The organism is Pseudoalteromonas sp. SWXJZ94C, assembly GCF_015864385.1.
GTDB lineage: Bacteria > Pseudomonadota > Gammaproteobacteria > Enterobacterales > Alteromonadaceae > Pseudoalteromonas.
Genome location: NZ_JADYXF010000016.1, coordinates 79,463 through 95,856, shown reverse-complemented (window position 1 = coordinate 95,856; position 16,394 = coordinate 79,463). Strand labels below are relative to the sequence as shown.

Sequence of the window (16,394 nt, the reverse complement as noted above, 5' to 3'; positions counted from 1 at the left end):
TTCCATGTCGCGTCTGTTAACATTAATCTTGGCATGAGGGTTCGGTGTAACGTTTTTTAGCGAATTCAATTATACCTTATCCTCATGCTGTTTGTTTTTTATACCGCAAAGATCAACACGCCCTAACTAAATCGTCGTTTACATAGATTTCTTCTTTGCCTGTAAAGTAGCTGCCAAAACAGGCTATTTGATTGTCGCCATCTTGAAAGTAAAATTTGTAACCTAATTTTTTTGTATTTAATATATCGTTTTTCATCATCGTTATCCTTGTTGAGTTGATGATGCTAATTTAGCGTTTGTTTTTGTTATTTACGCCGTCAGCTGTACGCCAGTATGTATTTTGGCATATGACAGGTGAGCTGTCATATGTTGTTAGCTTTTGATTTTTATTAATTTATTATATTTTAAGTATGTATTGGTCATTTTAGCTACTGTCGTATGACTTAATCTAAAAAATAGGTAAGTATTTAAAATATCATTTCTGGGTGCTAGTTATATCTAATAACCAGAACAAATAACTAAGGGATTAACACCTTAGGCTTTAAATCCGTTAGACTTGGGAAAAGGCTATTTTATATCAACTTAAGGCAGTGCAGTATTATGCGACATGCAATTTGGCAACAGCTTCGCGACGAAGCTAACGATGTAGTAAAACGTGAACCATTATTAGCAAGTCATGTTTATTCATGCATTTTGAATCATGATTGTTTAGGTTCGGCATTGAGCTTTATTGTTGCTAATAAGTTGGCTGATGCGGTGGTATCTGCATTCACTATCCGAGAGTTGTTCGACCAAGCATTTGTAAAATGTGACCGTATGCTATCTTTTGTTGCTGAGGATATTAAAGCGGTAAAAGACCGCGATCCGGCATCAGAAACCTATCTTACGGTTATATTAAATCTAAAAGGTTTTCATGCTATTCAGGCGCACCGTTTGGCTAATTGTTTGTGGCAACAAAACCGCAAAGAGTTAGCGCGCTTTATTCAAAGCCGTAACTCTGAAGTGTTTGGGGTTGATATTCACCCAGCATGTAAAGTAGGTAAAGGCATTATGTTTGACCACGCAACCGGTATTGTTATTGGTGAAACAGCGGTAATTGAAGATAACGTATCAATTTTGCAATCTGTAACGCTTGGCGGTACGGGTAATGAGCAGGGTGATCGTCATCCTAAAATTAGAGCGGGCGTATTAATTGGCGCCGGCGCTAAAGTACTTGGTAATATTGAAGTAGGTGAGGGCGCACGAATTGGTGCGGGCTCCGTTGTACTTAGCAATGTTCCACCGCACACAACCGCTGTTGGCGTACCCGCTAAAATTATTGGTCGACCGGATTGTGAGTGTCCGGCGCAAAGTATGAACCAAAACTTTTTGACTCAGCAAGAGCCTCAAAACGCATCGCATACTAGTGCAATGCTATAAATTTAAGTAAAACAGATGCCACATAAAAGTAACTTATTTGCAATTGTACTCAGCTTTTTTATGGGAGTAGGGTTAGCAAGTGGTTACTTTTTGCATTTGTATACTCCATCAAATAATAAAACGGCTAAATCTGCACATACTGATCAAAATATTATTATTGAAGTAAATAGTAATAAACCAGCCCAAAAGCCTTTTGTAAACACTGAGCGTAAAGCATTTCAACAACCAGTAGAACAAGAACATGTTGAGACGATTAGTGCATTAAGTAATGAATTAGCAGTAACAAAAAAGCAGCTAAAACTTACTCAACAACAGTTAAAACAAGGCCGTTTAGAGGGGGCCGATTTTACAAAACAACTTGATGATAAGTTTGATGAAGAAAGCGAAAACACGTTGTGGAGTTTTGATGTAGAAACCGCACTTACTGACTTTTTAATCGTGAGTGATTTAAGTAACAACGCCCAGTTAAATTATATAACCTGTAAACAAACAATTTGTAAATTTGAATTACTAGCTGATAAAAATAATGAGCAAGGTCATGCGCAGTGGCGAGAGCTTAATGATAAGTTAGTAACTATGCCTTGGTGGCAACAATTTAAAATGACTTCATCAAGCTCTACCGATGAGCGAATAGAATTTACAGTGAGCACCAAAGAGTAGGTGCTCATATAGTAAAAAGTGCTAGCTCACAACTCTTGAATGTATAGTCCCATCAACGAGTTCAGTAACGAGTATGTCATCTTTTTTTACATCACTAATTGATTTAACTACTCTGTTTTTTTCGTTTTTTGTGATGCTATAACCACGCGCTAGTACATTGAGCGGGCTTACCGAGTCTAACCTACTAGCTTGCATTGCTAAATTATTATTGGCTTGTTGCAACTGGTGCTGCATGGCTTGCTTTAGCCTTGCTTGTAACTGCGCGAGCATATGGTTTGCTGTAGCTAGTTTTTTATCGGGTGATTGGCGCATTAAGCGCGGCGTTAAGTTATTAAGTGCTCGTTCTTGCTGATATAAACGATTACGCATGGCTTGTTGCAGCGCAATGCTTAGCTCATCCAAACGTTGTGATTTTTGATTAAGCTGATTGCGCGGATGACACAAATTAAGACGATGCTGTAGTTGCATTGCAAGTGCGCGTTTGTCAGCAATGTCGTGCTTAAATGCGTTAGATAAACGATTAACTAATTGCGTTACCTTGTTGTGTAACTCTTGCGTATTGGGGCTTACAAGCTCAGCTGCGGCTGATGGAGTCGCTGCGCGAACATCGGCAACATAGTCACTAATAGTGGTATCTATTTCGTGACCTACCGCACTCACTATGGGTAATTCACTTTTATAAATAGCACGGGCGAGTTGTTCGTGGTTAAAACACCATAAATCTTCAAGTGAACCACCGCCGCGTCCTAAAATAAGAACGTCTACTTCATCACGAGCATTGGCTAATTCAATTTGGTTTATTAAATGCACGTGCGCTTCTTTGCCTTGTACCATGGCAGGGTAAATGATTACCTCTAGCTGCGGCGCACGGCGTTTAAGTACCGTTAAAATATCTTTTATGGCAGCGCCTGTTGCTGAGGTAATAACACCAATACGGTTAATATTTTGCGGTAATGGCTGTTTGTGAACTGAGCTAAATAATCCCTCGGCGGCTAAGCGCATTTTAAGCGCATCAAATTCTTGCTTTAGCTGACCTTCGCCGGCGGGTTCCATATGTTCAACAATAAGCTGATAGTCACCGCGTGGTTCATAAAGTGATACGCGTGCTTTTACAGTTACTTGTGCGCCATTTGCTGGGCGGTAGCTTTGGTTGCGATTATTTCCTCGCCACATGGCTGCTTTAATTTGCGCTTTATCGTCTTTTAACGAAAAATACCAATGCCCAGATGCGGGGGTAATAAAGTTAGAAATTTCGCCAGTTAGTATTAATGAGGCAAAGCCTTGCTCAAGGAGTGTGCGAATTTCTCTATTAAGGCGCGACACGGTGTAAACTGCTTTTGAAGACTTCGAAAACATAAAAAACAACCTAAAACTATTTATAAAGCTATATTATCATAAATATTTGCGAAATATTATTTACTAGTGGCAACAACGCTGTTAAAATTTGGCCGCAATTCCTTATCTTATATCCACATGTGAGAAGTTGCCAAAATGCTTAGAATCGCTAAAGAAGCTCTTACCTTTGATGACGTACTTTTAGTACCTGGTCATTCTACTGTTTTGCCACATACGGCAAATATTTCAACTCGCTTAACGCGTGGAATAAAACTTAACTTGCCACTTATTTCAGCATCTATGGATACTGTTACAGAAGCTCGTTTAGCTATTGCCCTTGCGCAAGAAGGTGGTCTTGGTTTTATTCATAAAAACATGACTATTGAAGAACAAGCGAAAAACGTACGTAAAGTTAAAACCTACGAAGCAGGTATTGTTTCTTACCCTGTAACGGTTACTGCTGATTTAACAATTGCAGATGCAGTTGATCTTTCGCATGAAAAAGGTTTTTCAGGCTTTCCGGTTACCGATAGCAATAATGTGCTTGTAGGTATTGTTACTAGCCGTGATATGCGTTTTGAAACTAAGCTTGAACAGCCAGTTTCTACCGTTATGACTAAAAAAGAAAAGCTTGTTACCGTTAAAGAAGGCGCAGCACGCGAAGAAATTTTAGGCTTAATGCACGAACACCGCATTGAAAAAATCCTTGTTGTTGATGATGAATTTAAACTTAAAGGCATGATCACAGTAAAAGATTACCAAAAAGCCCAAGACAAGCCTGACGCATGTAAAGACGACCAAGGTCGTTTACGTGTAGGTGCTGCTGTAAGTGTTGGCGCGGGTACTGATGAGCGTATTGCTGCATTAGTAGAGGCGGGTATTGATGTTTTACTTATCGATACGTCGCATGGTCACTCTCAAGGTGTTATTGACCGTGTTACTAAAACGCGTAGAGAGTACCCAGACTTACAAATTATTGCAGGCAACATAGCAACAGCTGAAGGTGCGGTTGCACTTGCTGATGCCGGTGCCGATGCAGTTAAAGTAGGTATAGGCCCAGGTTCTATCTGTACTACACGTATTGTTACCGGTTGTGGCGTTCCACAAATTACAGCTATTTCAGATGCTGTTGAAGGCTTAAAAGGTCGCGACATTCCTGTAATTGCTGATGGTGGCATTCGTTTTTCTGGCGATATTGTTAAAGCACTTGTTGCTGGTGCATCGTGTGTAATGGTGGGTTCACTGCTTGCTGGTACTGAAGAAGCGCCAGGTGAAGTTGAATTGTACCAAGGCCGTTACTATAAATCTTACCGTGGTATGGGCTCGTTAGGCGCGATGGATCAAAAAGAAGGTTCATCAGATCGTTACTTCCAAAAGTCAAACGAAGCAGACAAGTTAGTACCAGAAGGTATTGAAGGTCGCGTAGCTTACAAAGGTCCTATTGCAACGATTATTCATCAGCAAGTGGGCGGCTTACGTAGCGCTATGGGCTTAACAGGTTGTGCCACAATTGAAGAGCTAAATACAAAACCACAGTTTGTACGTGTTACTTCAGCAGGTATGGGTGAGTCGCACGTTCATGATGTGCAAATCACTAAAGAAGCACCAAATTACCGCTTAGGTTAAGCAGCGTAATTAATTTAATATACTGGGCTTGCTTTGCAAGCCCTATTTTTAGTCGTTTACATTAACAAACGGCATTTAGCATCTGACTTTACGAGATACTCCATGAGCAAAGATATTCACGATTCACGAATTCTCATTTTAGACTTTGGTTCACAATACACTCAATTAATTGCCCGTCGTGTGCGCGAAATTGGTGTTTACTGTGAGCTTTGGGCATGGGATGTGACTGAAGAGCAAATCCGCGAGTTCAACCCACAAGGTATTATTCTTTCTGGTGGTCCAGAATCAACAACGCTTGAAAACAGCCCGCGCGCTCCTGAGTATGTATTTAATGCAGGCGTGCCTGTACTAGGTATTTGCTACGGTATGCAAACGATGGCAGCTCAACTAGGTGGTAGTGTACACAGCTCTGATAAAAAAGAGTTTGGTTATGCACAAGTTGAAAAAGCAGGTAACTGTGCATTGTTTGATGCGATTGAAGACAGTATCACCGATGGCGGCAACGGCGTACTTGACGTATGGATGAGCCATGGCGACAAAGTAATGAATATTCCAGCTGGTTTTACAACAACAGCTAAAACATCTACTTGTCCACATGCTGCAATGTCTAACGAAGAAAAACGTTTTTACGGCGTACAGTTTCACCCAGAAGTAACGCACACACATCAAGGTCAGCGCTTATTAGAGCGTTTTGCTATTGATATTTGTGGCTGTGAAAAATTGTGGACTGCTGCAAAAATTATCGATGATGCTATCGAGCGAATTAAAGAAACAGTCGGCGATGACGAAGTTATTTTAGGCCTTTCTGGTGGTGTTGATTCATCGGTTGTGGCTATGCTTATTCATCGTGCAATTGGCGAAAAGCTAACATGTGTATTTGTTGATAATGGTTTACTTCGTTTAAACGAAGGCCAACAAGTAATGGACATGTTTGGTAATAAATTTGGCTTAAACATTGTTAAAGTTGAAGCTGAAGAGCAGTTTTTAAATGATCTTGCCGGTAAGTCAGACCCAGAAGATAAGCGCAAAGCCATTGGCCACACGTTTATTAATGTGTTTGATGAGCAAGCTAAAAAGCTTAAAAATGCACAATGGCTAGCGCAAGGCACAATTTACCCTGACGTAATTGAATCTGCGGCATCTGCAACAGGCAAAGCGCATGTTATTAAATCTCACCACAATGTGGGTGGATTACCAGATGACATGAAAATGGGCCTTGTTGAGCCATTACGTGAGTTATTTAAAGATGAAGTACGTAAAATTGGTTTAGAGCTAGGTTTACCGTACGACATGCTTTATCGTCATCCTTTCCCTGGACCTGGTTTAGGTGTGCGTGTACTTGGCGAAATTAAAAAAGAATACTGTGATTTATTACGCCGCGCTGATGCGATTTTCATCGAAGAGCTTCACAAAGCTGAGCTTTACCATAAAGTAAGCCAAGCATTTACTGTATTCTTACCTGTTAAATCGGTAGGGGTTATGGGCGATGCACGTAAGTACGATTGGGTTGTATCACTTCGTTGTGTAGAAACAATCGACTTTATGACTGCGCGTTGGTCACATTTACCATATGAGTTTTTAGGTGTGGTTTCAAACCGTATCATTAACGAAATAGATGGTATTTCTCGTGTTGTTTACGATATTTCTGGTAAGCCACCAGCAACTATTGAATGGGAATAACTAACTTTAGTTTTTATTAACTAAAGTTAAGTGATTAAAAAACGGCGAATTAGCATGCTAATTCGCCGTTTTGTTTATTTAAAAGGCAGTTGAACTAAAAGTGTGATTTTTCTCTTTACCTTTGGCGAAACTTCTCTATAATTCGTCGTCATTGCAGGGGCGTAGTTCCAATTGGTAGAACAGCGGTCTCCAAAACCGATGGTTGGGAGTTCGAGTCTCTCCGCCCCTGCCATTTCTTCTTTACATCGTATTTATTAATTCTTATATTACCTTACTTACTAATTTCATCGAGTCGTTATGCATTCACGGTACGCAGCTGTTTTTGGTATTGAAAACCTCGAATTAAATAAACACTTTAAGCCAGCCGATAAATTTCCAGCTGATAGTCTTTCTGCAGATAATCTTTTAACAGATAGTGCTGCAGCAGATAGTCATGCATCCGATACTGCACCAAAAAATAATGTATTTGAGCCTATAGCGCTTTGTGAACAATTATTTGCAGATATTAAACGTGCAGCAGTACCAATTGCTATTAACAGCGTTGTACAAAGCGCTGAGATGCAATTAAATGACGATCAGCTAGTACTTACAACACCACAGCTCAGCACTGCCGATAAGCGCGCTTTATGGGCTTTAATGAGTGAACACCTTGATAAACTTTAAATCAGTAGACGAAACCGCAATATCTCAACTAATGGCGATAGAAACAGCGTGTCATAGCCATCCGTGGACTTTAAATACAATGAGTTCATGCATAGGCGGGCGCTACTTTAATGTAGCCGCGTTTGATGAGATGAACATGATTGGTTTTTATATCGGTGAAAAAGCAGGACCTGACTTTACGCTTATGGATATTTGCGTAATGCCAAACCAACAAGGAAAGGGGATTGCTAAGCAGTTGCTAGCTCAGTTTATTGAATATGGTGAACAGCAAAATGCTGAAAACTTATTTTTAGAAGTGCGTGAATCTAACTCACGTGCAATTAACTTGTATGAACGCGCAGGCTTTATTGAAATGTCAGTTCGTAAAAACTATTACCCAAGTGATAACCCAGCTAAAAATGGCTTTGAAGATGCTATTTTAATGGGTATGGCGTTAAGTTTGGATTTTCAGTAAAACGGAATAACTCAGCTATATGGTGTGTGAATTTTCTTTTTACCCACCAAAAAATTCTGACTAAAGGCATTAAATTTAAATACCATTATGGTTCAATGTATTAAAAAACGTCTTGGTGTTAATTAGATTAATGTGCAGCGATACCAATAGCCATAAGTACTTGAGTAATTTAACGAATTAAATCACCCATAACGTCATTAAATATTTTCATTTAGAACAACTAAGTATAAAACGCATTAGGTGCCAAATAATCTAAGCTTTATACCTGCTTATTCCTTTGGCTTATTGAGAGCTCTATAGCTGCGATTAAAGTATCAATTAGCGCGTTATCAGGCATTTTCTGGCTACTTTTTAAGTTGTCTTCAAGTGCGCCAGCACTGTGGTAAATATCATCAAAGTTAAAGCACCCAGCGCTTCCTTTAATACTGTGTGCAACGCTTTGAAGTGTTTTGTAATCATCAGTGTGTTGCAATGCTTTTATCTCGACTAAATAAGTAGGTAAGTTAGCTAAATAGTTATCTGCAATTCGTAAAAAGTCATCGCTCTCTAGCAAACTATCCCATTTATTTTGATTGTCTTTTTCAAGATGTAAGTAACTTACTAATACGCTTTCTAGTGCATCTTTATCTATTGGTTTACCAAGTGCTTTGTCGCAACCGGCTTCTAAATAAGTGCCTATATCGTGGTTCATCACATTTGCGGTTAACGCGATGATGGGTCCATCATAAGCTGCGTGGCGCAGCATTTTAGTTGCCTCAAGCCCGCCCATTACCGGCATTTGCATATCCATAATAATTAATTGGTAATCGTTAACGAGTGCCATTTCTACGGCTTGCGCGCCATTACTAGCAATGTCAGGCTCAAGACCCCACGTTTGTAATAAGAGTTTAATTAATAGCTGGTTATCTGGGTTATCTTCGGCAACGAGTATATTTGCATCAAAGTGGTTGCTTGCAAATGATAGCAGTGGATCTTTTTCTGGGGTCAGTTGGCTTTGCTCTGTAAGTAGCTCTAGTTCAGGTGTTTTTCCTGCTAAGTGACACGCCACACTAATAGAAAAACGACTCCCTACACCCACCTCACTTTGCAATGCTACATCACCTCCAAGCAATTGTGCCAAGTTTTTAGAAATACATAGCCCAAGCCCTGTACCGCCAAAGCGACGAGTTGTTGTCGTATCAGCTTGTTCGAAGGGTTTAAAAACACGTTCTATTTGATGACTCGACATACCAATACCGGTATCTATGATTACAAATTCAATCATTTGCTTTTGTTTATGATAATGCACACAAATCGACACGCTACCTTGCTCAGTAAACTTCACTGCGTTGTTAGCTATATTTATAAGAATTTGTTTTAAACGAGTAATGTCACTAAATATAGTGCGCGGCAGTGGTAGTTGGTAGTCAATATTAAGTGTTAATTGTTTTTCTTGTGCTAATGGTTGAATAATAGACTCTATATCGTGTACTAGCTGCACAACGTTAATCGGCGATTGATCTACCGCGAGCTTTTCAGCTTCTATTTTAGATAAATCTAAAATATTATTAATAAGTTCTAACAAATGCTTAGAGTTACGTAAAATAGTGCCAAGGTGTTGCTTGTCGTTGGTTATTTTATCGTTATGTAAAAGTTGCTCTGTAAAGCCCATAATAGCCGTTAACGGTGTACGAATTTCGTGACTCATATTTGCTAAAAAGCGACTTTTAAGTTGGTTAGCTTGCTCTGCTTGTTTAATTGCAAGCTCAAGTTGGCTGTTCATTGCTTCAAGTGCTTTTGTACGGCTTTCTACTTTATCTTCTAAGTGGTGTTTGTATTCTTCTAACTGCTGTTGATAATGCCTTATTTGATTAACCATGTGGTTAAAGTCGTTAAATAAAACACCTACTTCATCGTTAGTATGTGCAGGTAAATGCACCGATAAATCACCATCACCTACGCGATGACTTGCTGCTCCTAAAAGCTCAATAGGATTTAGTAGTAAGTTACGAACAACCACAAAAATCAAAATAGGCAGGGTGATCACCGAAATAATAACAATTAAGCCCGTTATTAGGCTTATTGCTTTGCCTGATTGGTAAAGTACCGCTTTTGGAATAGTCGAAACGTAGTAATAACCACCACTCATTTGTACTGCAAAAATCATCCGTTCTATTTTATCAATGCTTGATAGTTCAATAGTAGAAAGGGTGCCAATATCAGCTAAGTCGTGTATTTTATTTAACTCATATTCACTTATATATTGCCCACGCATATTGTAGTCAGAGCTAAATAATATTTTACCGTCTTTAGTGAGTAGTAAGTTGAGAGTGTTGTTATAGGGCGCTTCTAAAATACTGGTGTTAAGTATTGAGGGCTCAACATGTAATACTATAAAGCCAAGTTGTTGCGGTCGCTTTAAGTAGTAATCAACGCTGTAAATTCGTTGAATGAAATACAAATTAGTTGTGCCATCAGCCTCTTGTTTCATAAACTGTTGCTGGCTTAAATTACTTTGCATTACTTTATCTATAAAAGGATAGCTTTTAGGAGCCGTTGTTAGATTATTAGAATAATAGGCGTCACTTTTTCCACTTGCTGAGACTAAATTAATACTAATTATGTCAGGATAGGCTTCACTGTAGCTGGCAAATACATCCATTAAAGCACCTAATCGATGGGTGTAGTTTCCATTGGTGCGAACATCATTTGCTAAAAAATCGCTAAGTACAGGAGAAGTCGAAAGTAACTTGGTCGTTGAATGAAAAGAATCTATGTAGTTAAATACTTTTTGTTGTTGCTGTTCAACAAATCGACTCATAATGAGGTCGGCTTGTTTTTGTGTGGAATTAGTTACATTGGTGAGCGTAAAGCCACCTAAAAATAGCAAAGGAAGAATAACAAGAGGTGTTATATACCACAATAATCTAATGCTTAACTTACTGGTTTTCATGACCAAACTACTTATCCTCCATGCAATCTATCAATAATATGCGTTACGACTTTATTACACAAGCTTGTGGCGGTCTTGGTGGCTAAATTACAGCCATTAGCTGTATGGTATTTAGCTCTATGTTGAGGTTTGTTTTTTTCATTAAGTTATTTTAATTTAATAAGTTACAGGTTTATAACCATCATTTTGTTGTTTTAAAAAGTTTACATAAATTTACATCTTTTAAAGTCATTAATTTATTGTCAAAATGGGAAGCATCTTTTTTAGAGTAAAAATATGAACGCAAAAGATCTCACACACCTTTATTTGTTTTGCCAAGCTGTTCGTTACGGTGGGTTTGCTGCTGCGAGTTTACATATTGACGCATCGCCACCAACGCTTTCTCGTGCGGTTACCTCACTGGAACAATCGTTATGTGAAAAGCTCGTACATAGAAATGCTAAACAGTTTCAATTAACGGCTGCTGGCGAGCAGTGTATTAAGCAGTTTTCACCTTTATTTGATACGTTATCTAGCAATTGGCAAGGGATAAATAATCAGCATAGTGAGCTAAGTGGTGATATTCATATATCGTGCCCTGAGCCATTTGCCGACTTTATTGTGCAGTCAATTGCTATCGATTTTATGACAGCGCACCCTAAAGTGAACATTCATATAAAGTTTGCATCAGACACTCAACGCTTTTTTGGTGATCAAATAGATTTAGCCGTTGTTACTAAACCTACAAAAACACCACACTTAATACAAAAGTTGTTATTTGAAATGCCATTAACGTTGGCTGCAAACTCTGATTATTTAAATAAATTTGGTCGCCCACAATGTGTTGAAGATTTAGAACAGCATAATTTATTGGCTGCAAACACGTTAGGTGCATGGTAAATAGAAGAAAATAATGAAAACAAACGTGTTGAATTAAATCCTAAATATTCAGTAAATAGCTTACGCCTAGCAACACATGCTGCAACTAAAGGCGTTGGCATTTGTTTATTACCTAAAAATGCACTTAATTCGTTTATAGACAAAGGGTCACTAGAACCGGTGCTTGAGCACACAAAGTGCCAAACAGGGCGAGGTTATTTAGTATGGTCAGACAGGATACTTATTCCTGCGCGAGTCGCAAAATTTAGAGATTTAATAATTGAAGAGCTAAAAAATGGTGCTGATTTTTTAGCTCAATTAAGTCGTTAGTCACTTTTATTAGCTTCTTATTAGGGAGCTGTTTGAACTAACCACTTAGTGACAAAAAAGCGTACGCTGCCTGCAATTATTAATAGGGTAGGAATTGTTATTGGTACCATTCGTTTTACTGTTGCAAGCCAAGGTTCAAACAATGGAGTACCTGCTGGGAGCGTACTGTAAAGCATAATAGCGGGCATTACGCTGAGCATGATTGGTAGTAAAATGACAACGATCATCGGAATTTGGTATTTGTAAGGAAGCTTTTTCATTGTTAAAACCCTTAATTATTAAAGTAGAGCAATTTTAACAATCGTATTAGGTTTCAAAAACAGCTTATATTGAAATTCAAAATTTCATAGTAGAAATCTTGTTGTGATTTATTTAGCGTTGTTAAAGTTTATAACTCCAAAGGTAAGTTGTAAGTCTTCATTAATAAAAAAGATCAGCTAATAACTAACCATTGATTGTTTAAAAGGCCAAGATCAGCGAAAATAGTCTTCAATTACGATTAACATAACGGATCGCATGTGAGGGGCCAATTTAGGGCTTTTCTGATGGTGTGTTGAGCTTTCGAGGTTGCCTTATACCAATATTATTAAAAACATGATTATTCTAGCGTATTAAATAACTCACTAACTACGTTCAAAATTATTCATAGAGAACAACTCTATGTCATAATTTTCGCCTTGTTATTGCGCCATTTTCTTATCGCTATAATAGATCACTAATTTAATGTAATTGGTATTATTTAAGCCTTGAAAGCTCAGCATACTTAAAGTGGATAATATCCGTATACAAACTAAAAGAACTTTTTTAATGGCAGATCAAAATCTCCTTAGTGAAATTAATAAACGACGTACCTTTGCTATCATCTCTCACCCGGATGCTGGTAAAACAACCATTACCGAAAAAGTATTGTTATTCGGACAAGCGATTCAACGAGCCGGTACTGTAAAAGGCCGTGGTTCTAACCAACATGCAAAGTCTGACTGGATGGAAATGGAAAAAGAGCGTGGTATATCAGTTACTACCTCTGTAATGCAGTTTCCGTATAAAGACGCTTTGGTTAACTTACTAGATACACCAGGACACGAAGATTTCTCTGAAGATACTTACCGTACATTAACCGCAGTAGATTCGTGTTTAATGGTAATTGATGCAGCAAAAGGTGTAGAAGACCGTACTCGTAAGTTAATGGAAGTAACACGCCTACGTACAACACCAATCGTTACATTTATGAACAAATGTGACCGTGAAATTCGCGACCCGATGGAAGTGTTAGACGAAGTTGAAACAGAACTGAAAATTGCGTGTGCACCTATTACATGGCCAATTGGCTGTGGTAAAGAGTTTAAAGGTGTTTACCATATTCATAATGACGAAGCTATTTTATACAAATCAGGTCAAGGTCATAAAATTCAAGAAGTTCGTACCATTAAAGGTCTTGATAACCCTGAGCTAGATATTGCGATTGGTGAAGATTTAGCCGTGCAATTGCGTGACGAGCTTGAGCTTGTTATTGGTGCATCAAATGAATTTGATTTAGAGCTGTTTTTAGCTGGTGAGCTTTCGCCTGTTTATTATGGTACTGCACTCGGTAACTTTGGTGTTGACCACGTTTTAGATGGTTTGACTAGATGGGCTCCAACGCCATTACCGCGCGAAACAGAAGACAGACTTATTGTTGCAACTGAAGAAAACTTTACCGGTTTTGTATTTAAAATTCAGGCCAACATGGACCCAAAACACCGTGACCGTATTGCATTTATGCGTATTGTATCGGGTAAGTACAATCAAGGCATGAAGATGAATCATGTACGATTGGGTAAACAGGTTAGTATTTCTGATGCGGTAACTTTTATGGCGGGCGACCGTGAGCGAGCAGCTGATGCTTACGCGGGCGATATTATTGGTTTACATAACCACGGTACCATTCAAATTGGTGATACGTTCACGCAAGGCGAAAAACTTAAATTTAGTGGTATTCCTAACTTTGCGCCTGAATTATTCCGTCGTATTCGCCTACGCGATCCGCTTAAGCAAAAGCAATTATTAAAAGGCTTAGTACAGCTTTCTGAAGAAGGTGCTGTGCAAGTATTTAGACCACTTATAAACAACGATTTAATTGTGGGCGCGGTAGGTGTACTTCAGTTTGATGTAGTTGTAGCGCGTTTAAAAGCTGAATACAACGTAGATGCTATTTACGAAGGTGTAAACGTAAATACAGCGCGTTGGGTAAGCAGCGACGATGTTAAAAAGTTTGAAGACTTTAAGCGTAAGTGCGAAAGTAATTTAGCACTCGATGGTGGCGATAACTTAACTTACATTGCGCCGAGCCGTGTAAATCTTAATTTATCGGTAGAGCGTTACCCAGAAGTGACATTTAACCACACTCGCGAAAACTAGAGCTCATTTACAAGAATTAAAAGAAAGCCTGCTTTGGCGGGCTTACAAAGGTAAAAAATATGAATATTCGTACTATTTTAATCGAAAAAGCCATTGCCGCTATGGCTGGCGCAGGCTTACCTGAAGATACAAATCCAGCCGTAACGCAAAGCACACGCCCACAATTTGGTGATTACCAAATTAATGCAGCAATGGGCGCGGCTAAAAAAATGAAAAGCAACCCACGTGAGCTTGCGCAAAAAATTATAGATAATCTTGATGTAAGCGATATTGCTCAAAAGACTGAAATTGCGGGTCCTGGTTTTATTAATATTCATTTAAAGCCTGAGTTTTTAGCGCAAAGCGTTAAAGCAGCTAACAGTGATGCAAAACTTGCTGTAAACGAGCATGCTAACCCGCAAAAAGTAGTTGTTGACTATTCATCACCAAACCTTGCTAAAGAAATGCACGTAGGTCATTTACGTTCAACCATTATTGGCGATTCAATTGTACGTGCGCTTGAATTTAGAGGCGACACGGTAGTACGCCAAAATCACATGGGTGATTGGGGAACGCAGTTTGGTATGTTAATCGCGCATTTAGAAGATCAAATTAGCGGAGGTGTAGATTTAGATTCTGTAGCGCTTGCTGATTTAGAAACCTTTTACCGCGATGCTAAAAAACGCTTTGACGACGAAGAAGGCTTTGCAGATAAAGCACGTAATTACGTTGTTAAATTACAAGGCGGCGACGCGCATTGTGAAAAACTTTGGAAACTGTTTATAGCTACCTCAGTTAAGCATTCTGAAGAAGTATACAAGCGTTTAAATGTAACGCTTACTCAAGCCGATATTATGGCTGAAAGCGCATACAACGCAGAACTTAACGACATTATTAGCCTACTTAAAGATAAAAATATTGCAGTAGAGTCGCAAGGCGCGCAAGTTGTGTTTTTAGATGAGCTTGCCAACAAAGATGGCGAACCTTCAGCATTTATCGTACAAAAATCTGGCGGTGGCTTTTTATATGCAACAACCGATTTAGCGGCATGTGATTACCGTTCAAATAAATTAGGTGCCGATCGTATCTTAATTTTTGTAGATGCACGTCAAAATCTACACTTTAATCAAGTAGAGCTTACAGCGCGTAAAGCAGGTTTATTACGAGACGAAACAAGCTACGAGTTTTGCCCGTTTGGCACCATGATGGGCGCCGATAACAAACCATTTAAAACACGTACTGGCGGCACAGTAAAACTAGCTGACTTATTAGAAGAATCAATTAACCGTGCAGCTGCAAAACTAGCTGAACGTGAATCAGATTTAAGTGATAGCGATCGCAGCGAAATCGCACGTAAAGTAGGTATTGGCGCAGTTAAATACGCAGACCTTTCTAAGCATCGTACCAGCGATTACATTTTTAACTGGGACAGCATGCTAAGCTTTGAAGGCGCAACCGCTCCTTATTTACAATATGCTTATACACGCATACGCAGTATTTTCCGTAAGTCAGGCGTTGATGCAGCTACATTAAATTCAGATGTTGCAATTATTGAGCCTCAAGAAAAAGCACTAGCACTTAAGCTATTACAGCTTGAAGAAGTACTTGATTTAATGATCAGCGAAGCAACACCGCACGTACTATGTGGTTACTTATATGAGCTAGCAAGCTTATACATGACATTTTACGAAGCCTGCCCAGTACTTAAAGAAGGCGTAGAGCCAAGCGTACGTGATAGCCGTTTAGTGTTGTGTAATTTGGTTTCTAAAACATTAGAGACAGGATTAGACTTGCTAGGCATTGAAGTTATGGAGCAAATGTAATCACCGTCGTATTTTAACCTAATACTGCGTTATCCACCCCTACTTACCCTAATTACATACAAACCGTATGCTCATAGGGATAAGTAGGGTTGGATGCCTTGTCTTAGGCTAAACTACTTAGGTGAACCGTCTGCTGCGTGTAGTTCGCTTTGACTGCGTTGTCGTGCTTTTTTAGCCTAAGTCACATACTAAATGTATGCTCCTTGGCATAAAAAAGCACTCCGCCTTGTCAGCACTC

General features: G+C 39.0%; 12 protein-coding genes, 1 tRNA gene and 1 pseudogene. 10 read left to right on the top strand and 4 right to left on the bottom strand.

The features are described 5' to 3' along the window. Window positions 1-112: 112 nt before the first annotated feature. Window positions 113-259 carry a hypothetical protein gene (locus I6F65_RS09000; RefSeq protein ID WP_197112508.1) on the bottom strand — a complete coding sequence of 49 codons (147 nt, stop codon included), beginning with the start codon at window positions 257-259 and terminating at the stop codon, window positions 113-115. 341 nt (window positions 260-600) lie between these two features. Between I6F65_RS09000 and cysE the strand changes: the two genes are divergently transcribed. Together cysE and I6F65_RS08990 are read left to right on the top strand one after the other, a co-directional pair. Further along, on the top strand, window positions 601-1,419 hold the full coding sequence (gene cysE / locus I6F65_RS08995; RefSeq protein WP_166110674.1) for a serine O-acetyltransferase: 819 nt from the start codon (window positions 601-603) through the stop codon (window positions 1,417-1,419). A gap of 15 nt (window positions 1,420-1,434) precedes the next feature. After that, window positions 1,435-2,079 carry a hypothetical protein gene (locus tag I6F65_RS08990; RefSeq protein ID WP_197112503.1) on the top strand — a complete coding sequence of 215 codons (645 nt, stop codon included), beginning with the start codon at window positions 1,435-1,437 and terminating at the stop codon, window positions 2,077-2,079. Window positions 2,080-2,100: 21 nt separating this feature from the next. On the opposite strand, the gene xseA is transcribed toward I6F65_RS08990, so the two are convergent. Next, window positions 2,101-3,435 (bottom strand): exodeoxyribonuclease VII large subunit, encoded by a 1,335-nt coding sequence (xseA, locus tag I6F65_RS08985; protein WP_197112501.1) that lies wholly within the window; start codon window positions 3,433-3,435, stop codon window positions 2,101-2,103. Between the two features lie 135 nt (window positions 3,436-3,570). On the opposite strand from xseA, the gene guaB reads away from it, so the two are divergent. The 5 genes from guaB (at window position 3,571) to rimI (ending at window position 7,837) form a co-directional block, all read left to right on the top strand. Further along, complete coding sequence (gene guaB / locus I6F65_RS08980) at window positions 3,571-5,040, top strand: IMP dehydrogenase (RefSeq protein ID WP_024612328.1); 1,470 nt, start codon at window positions 3,571-3,573, stop codon at window positions 5,038-5,040. A gap of 102 nt (window positions 5,041-5,142) precedes the next feature. Further along, window positions 5,143-6,720 carry a glutamine-hydrolyzing GMP synthase gene (gene guaA / locus I6F65_RS08975; RefSeq protein WP_024612329.1) on the top strand — a complete coding sequence of 526 codons (1,578 nt, stop codon included), beginning with the start codon at window positions 5,143-5,145 and terminating at the stop codon, window positions 6,718-6,720. 155 nt (window positions 6,721-6,875) lie between these two features. After that, window positions 6,876-6,952, top strand: a tRNA-Trp gene (locus I6F65_RS08970). Between the two features lie 65 nt (window positions 6,953-7,017). Next, window positions 7,018-7,383, top strand: a complete 366-nt coding sequence (locus I6F65_RS08965) for a hypothetical protein (protein ID WP_197112499.1) — start codon at window positions 7,018-7,020, stop codon at window positions 7,381-7,383. After that, on the top strand, window positions 7,370-7,837 hold the full coding sequence (rimI, locus tag I6F65_RS08960; RefSeq protein WP_197112506.1) for a ribosomal protein S18-alanine N-acetyltransferase: 468 nt from the start codon (window positions 7,370-7,372) through the stop codon (window positions 7,835-7,837). Before I6F65_RS08965 ends, rimI begins: the two co-directional genes overlap by 14 nt. A gap of 259 nt (window positions 7,838-8,096) precedes the next feature. Here the strand turns inward: rimI and I6F65_RS08955 are convergent, their stop codons facing one another. Further along, window positions 8,097-10,769 (bottom strand): sensor histidine kinase, encoded by a 2,673-nt coding sequence (locus tag I6F65_RS08955; protein ID WP_024612332.1) that lies wholly within the window; start codon window positions 10,767-10,769, stop codon window positions 8,097-8,099. Window positions 10,770-11,045: 276 nt separating this feature from the next. Between I6F65_RS08955 and I6F65_RS08950 the strand changes: the two are divergent. Then, a pseudogene (locus I6F65_RS08950) lies at window positions 11,046-11,957 on the top strand (LysR family transcriptional regulator). A 20-nt stretch (window positions 11,958-11,977) separates the two neighbouring features. Here the strand turns inward: I6F65_RS08950 and I6F65_RS08945 are convergent. After that, on the bottom strand, window positions 11,978-12,217 hold the full coding sequence (locus I6F65_RS08945) for a hypothetical protein (RefSeq protein WP_024612333.1): 240 nt from the start codon (window positions 12,215-12,217) through the stop codon (window positions 11,978-11,980). Between the two features lie 547 nt (window positions 12,218-12,764). Between I6F65_RS08945 and prfC the strand changes: the two genes are divergently transcribed. After that, complete coding sequence (gene prfC, locus I6F65_RS08940; RefSeq protein ID WP_166110656.1) at window positions 12,765-14,354, top strand: peptide chain release factor 3; 1,590 nt, start codon at window positions 12,765-12,767, stop codon at window positions 14,352-14,354. Between the two features lie 59 nt (window positions 14,355-14,413). Then, complete coding sequence (argS, locus tag I6F65_RS08935) at window positions 14,414-16,156, top strand: arginine--tRNA ligase (RefSeq protein ID WP_197112497.1); 1,743 nt, start codon at window positions 14,414-14,416, stop codon at window positions 16,154-16,156. The last annotated feature ends 238 nt before the right edge of the window (window positions 16,157-16,394 follow it).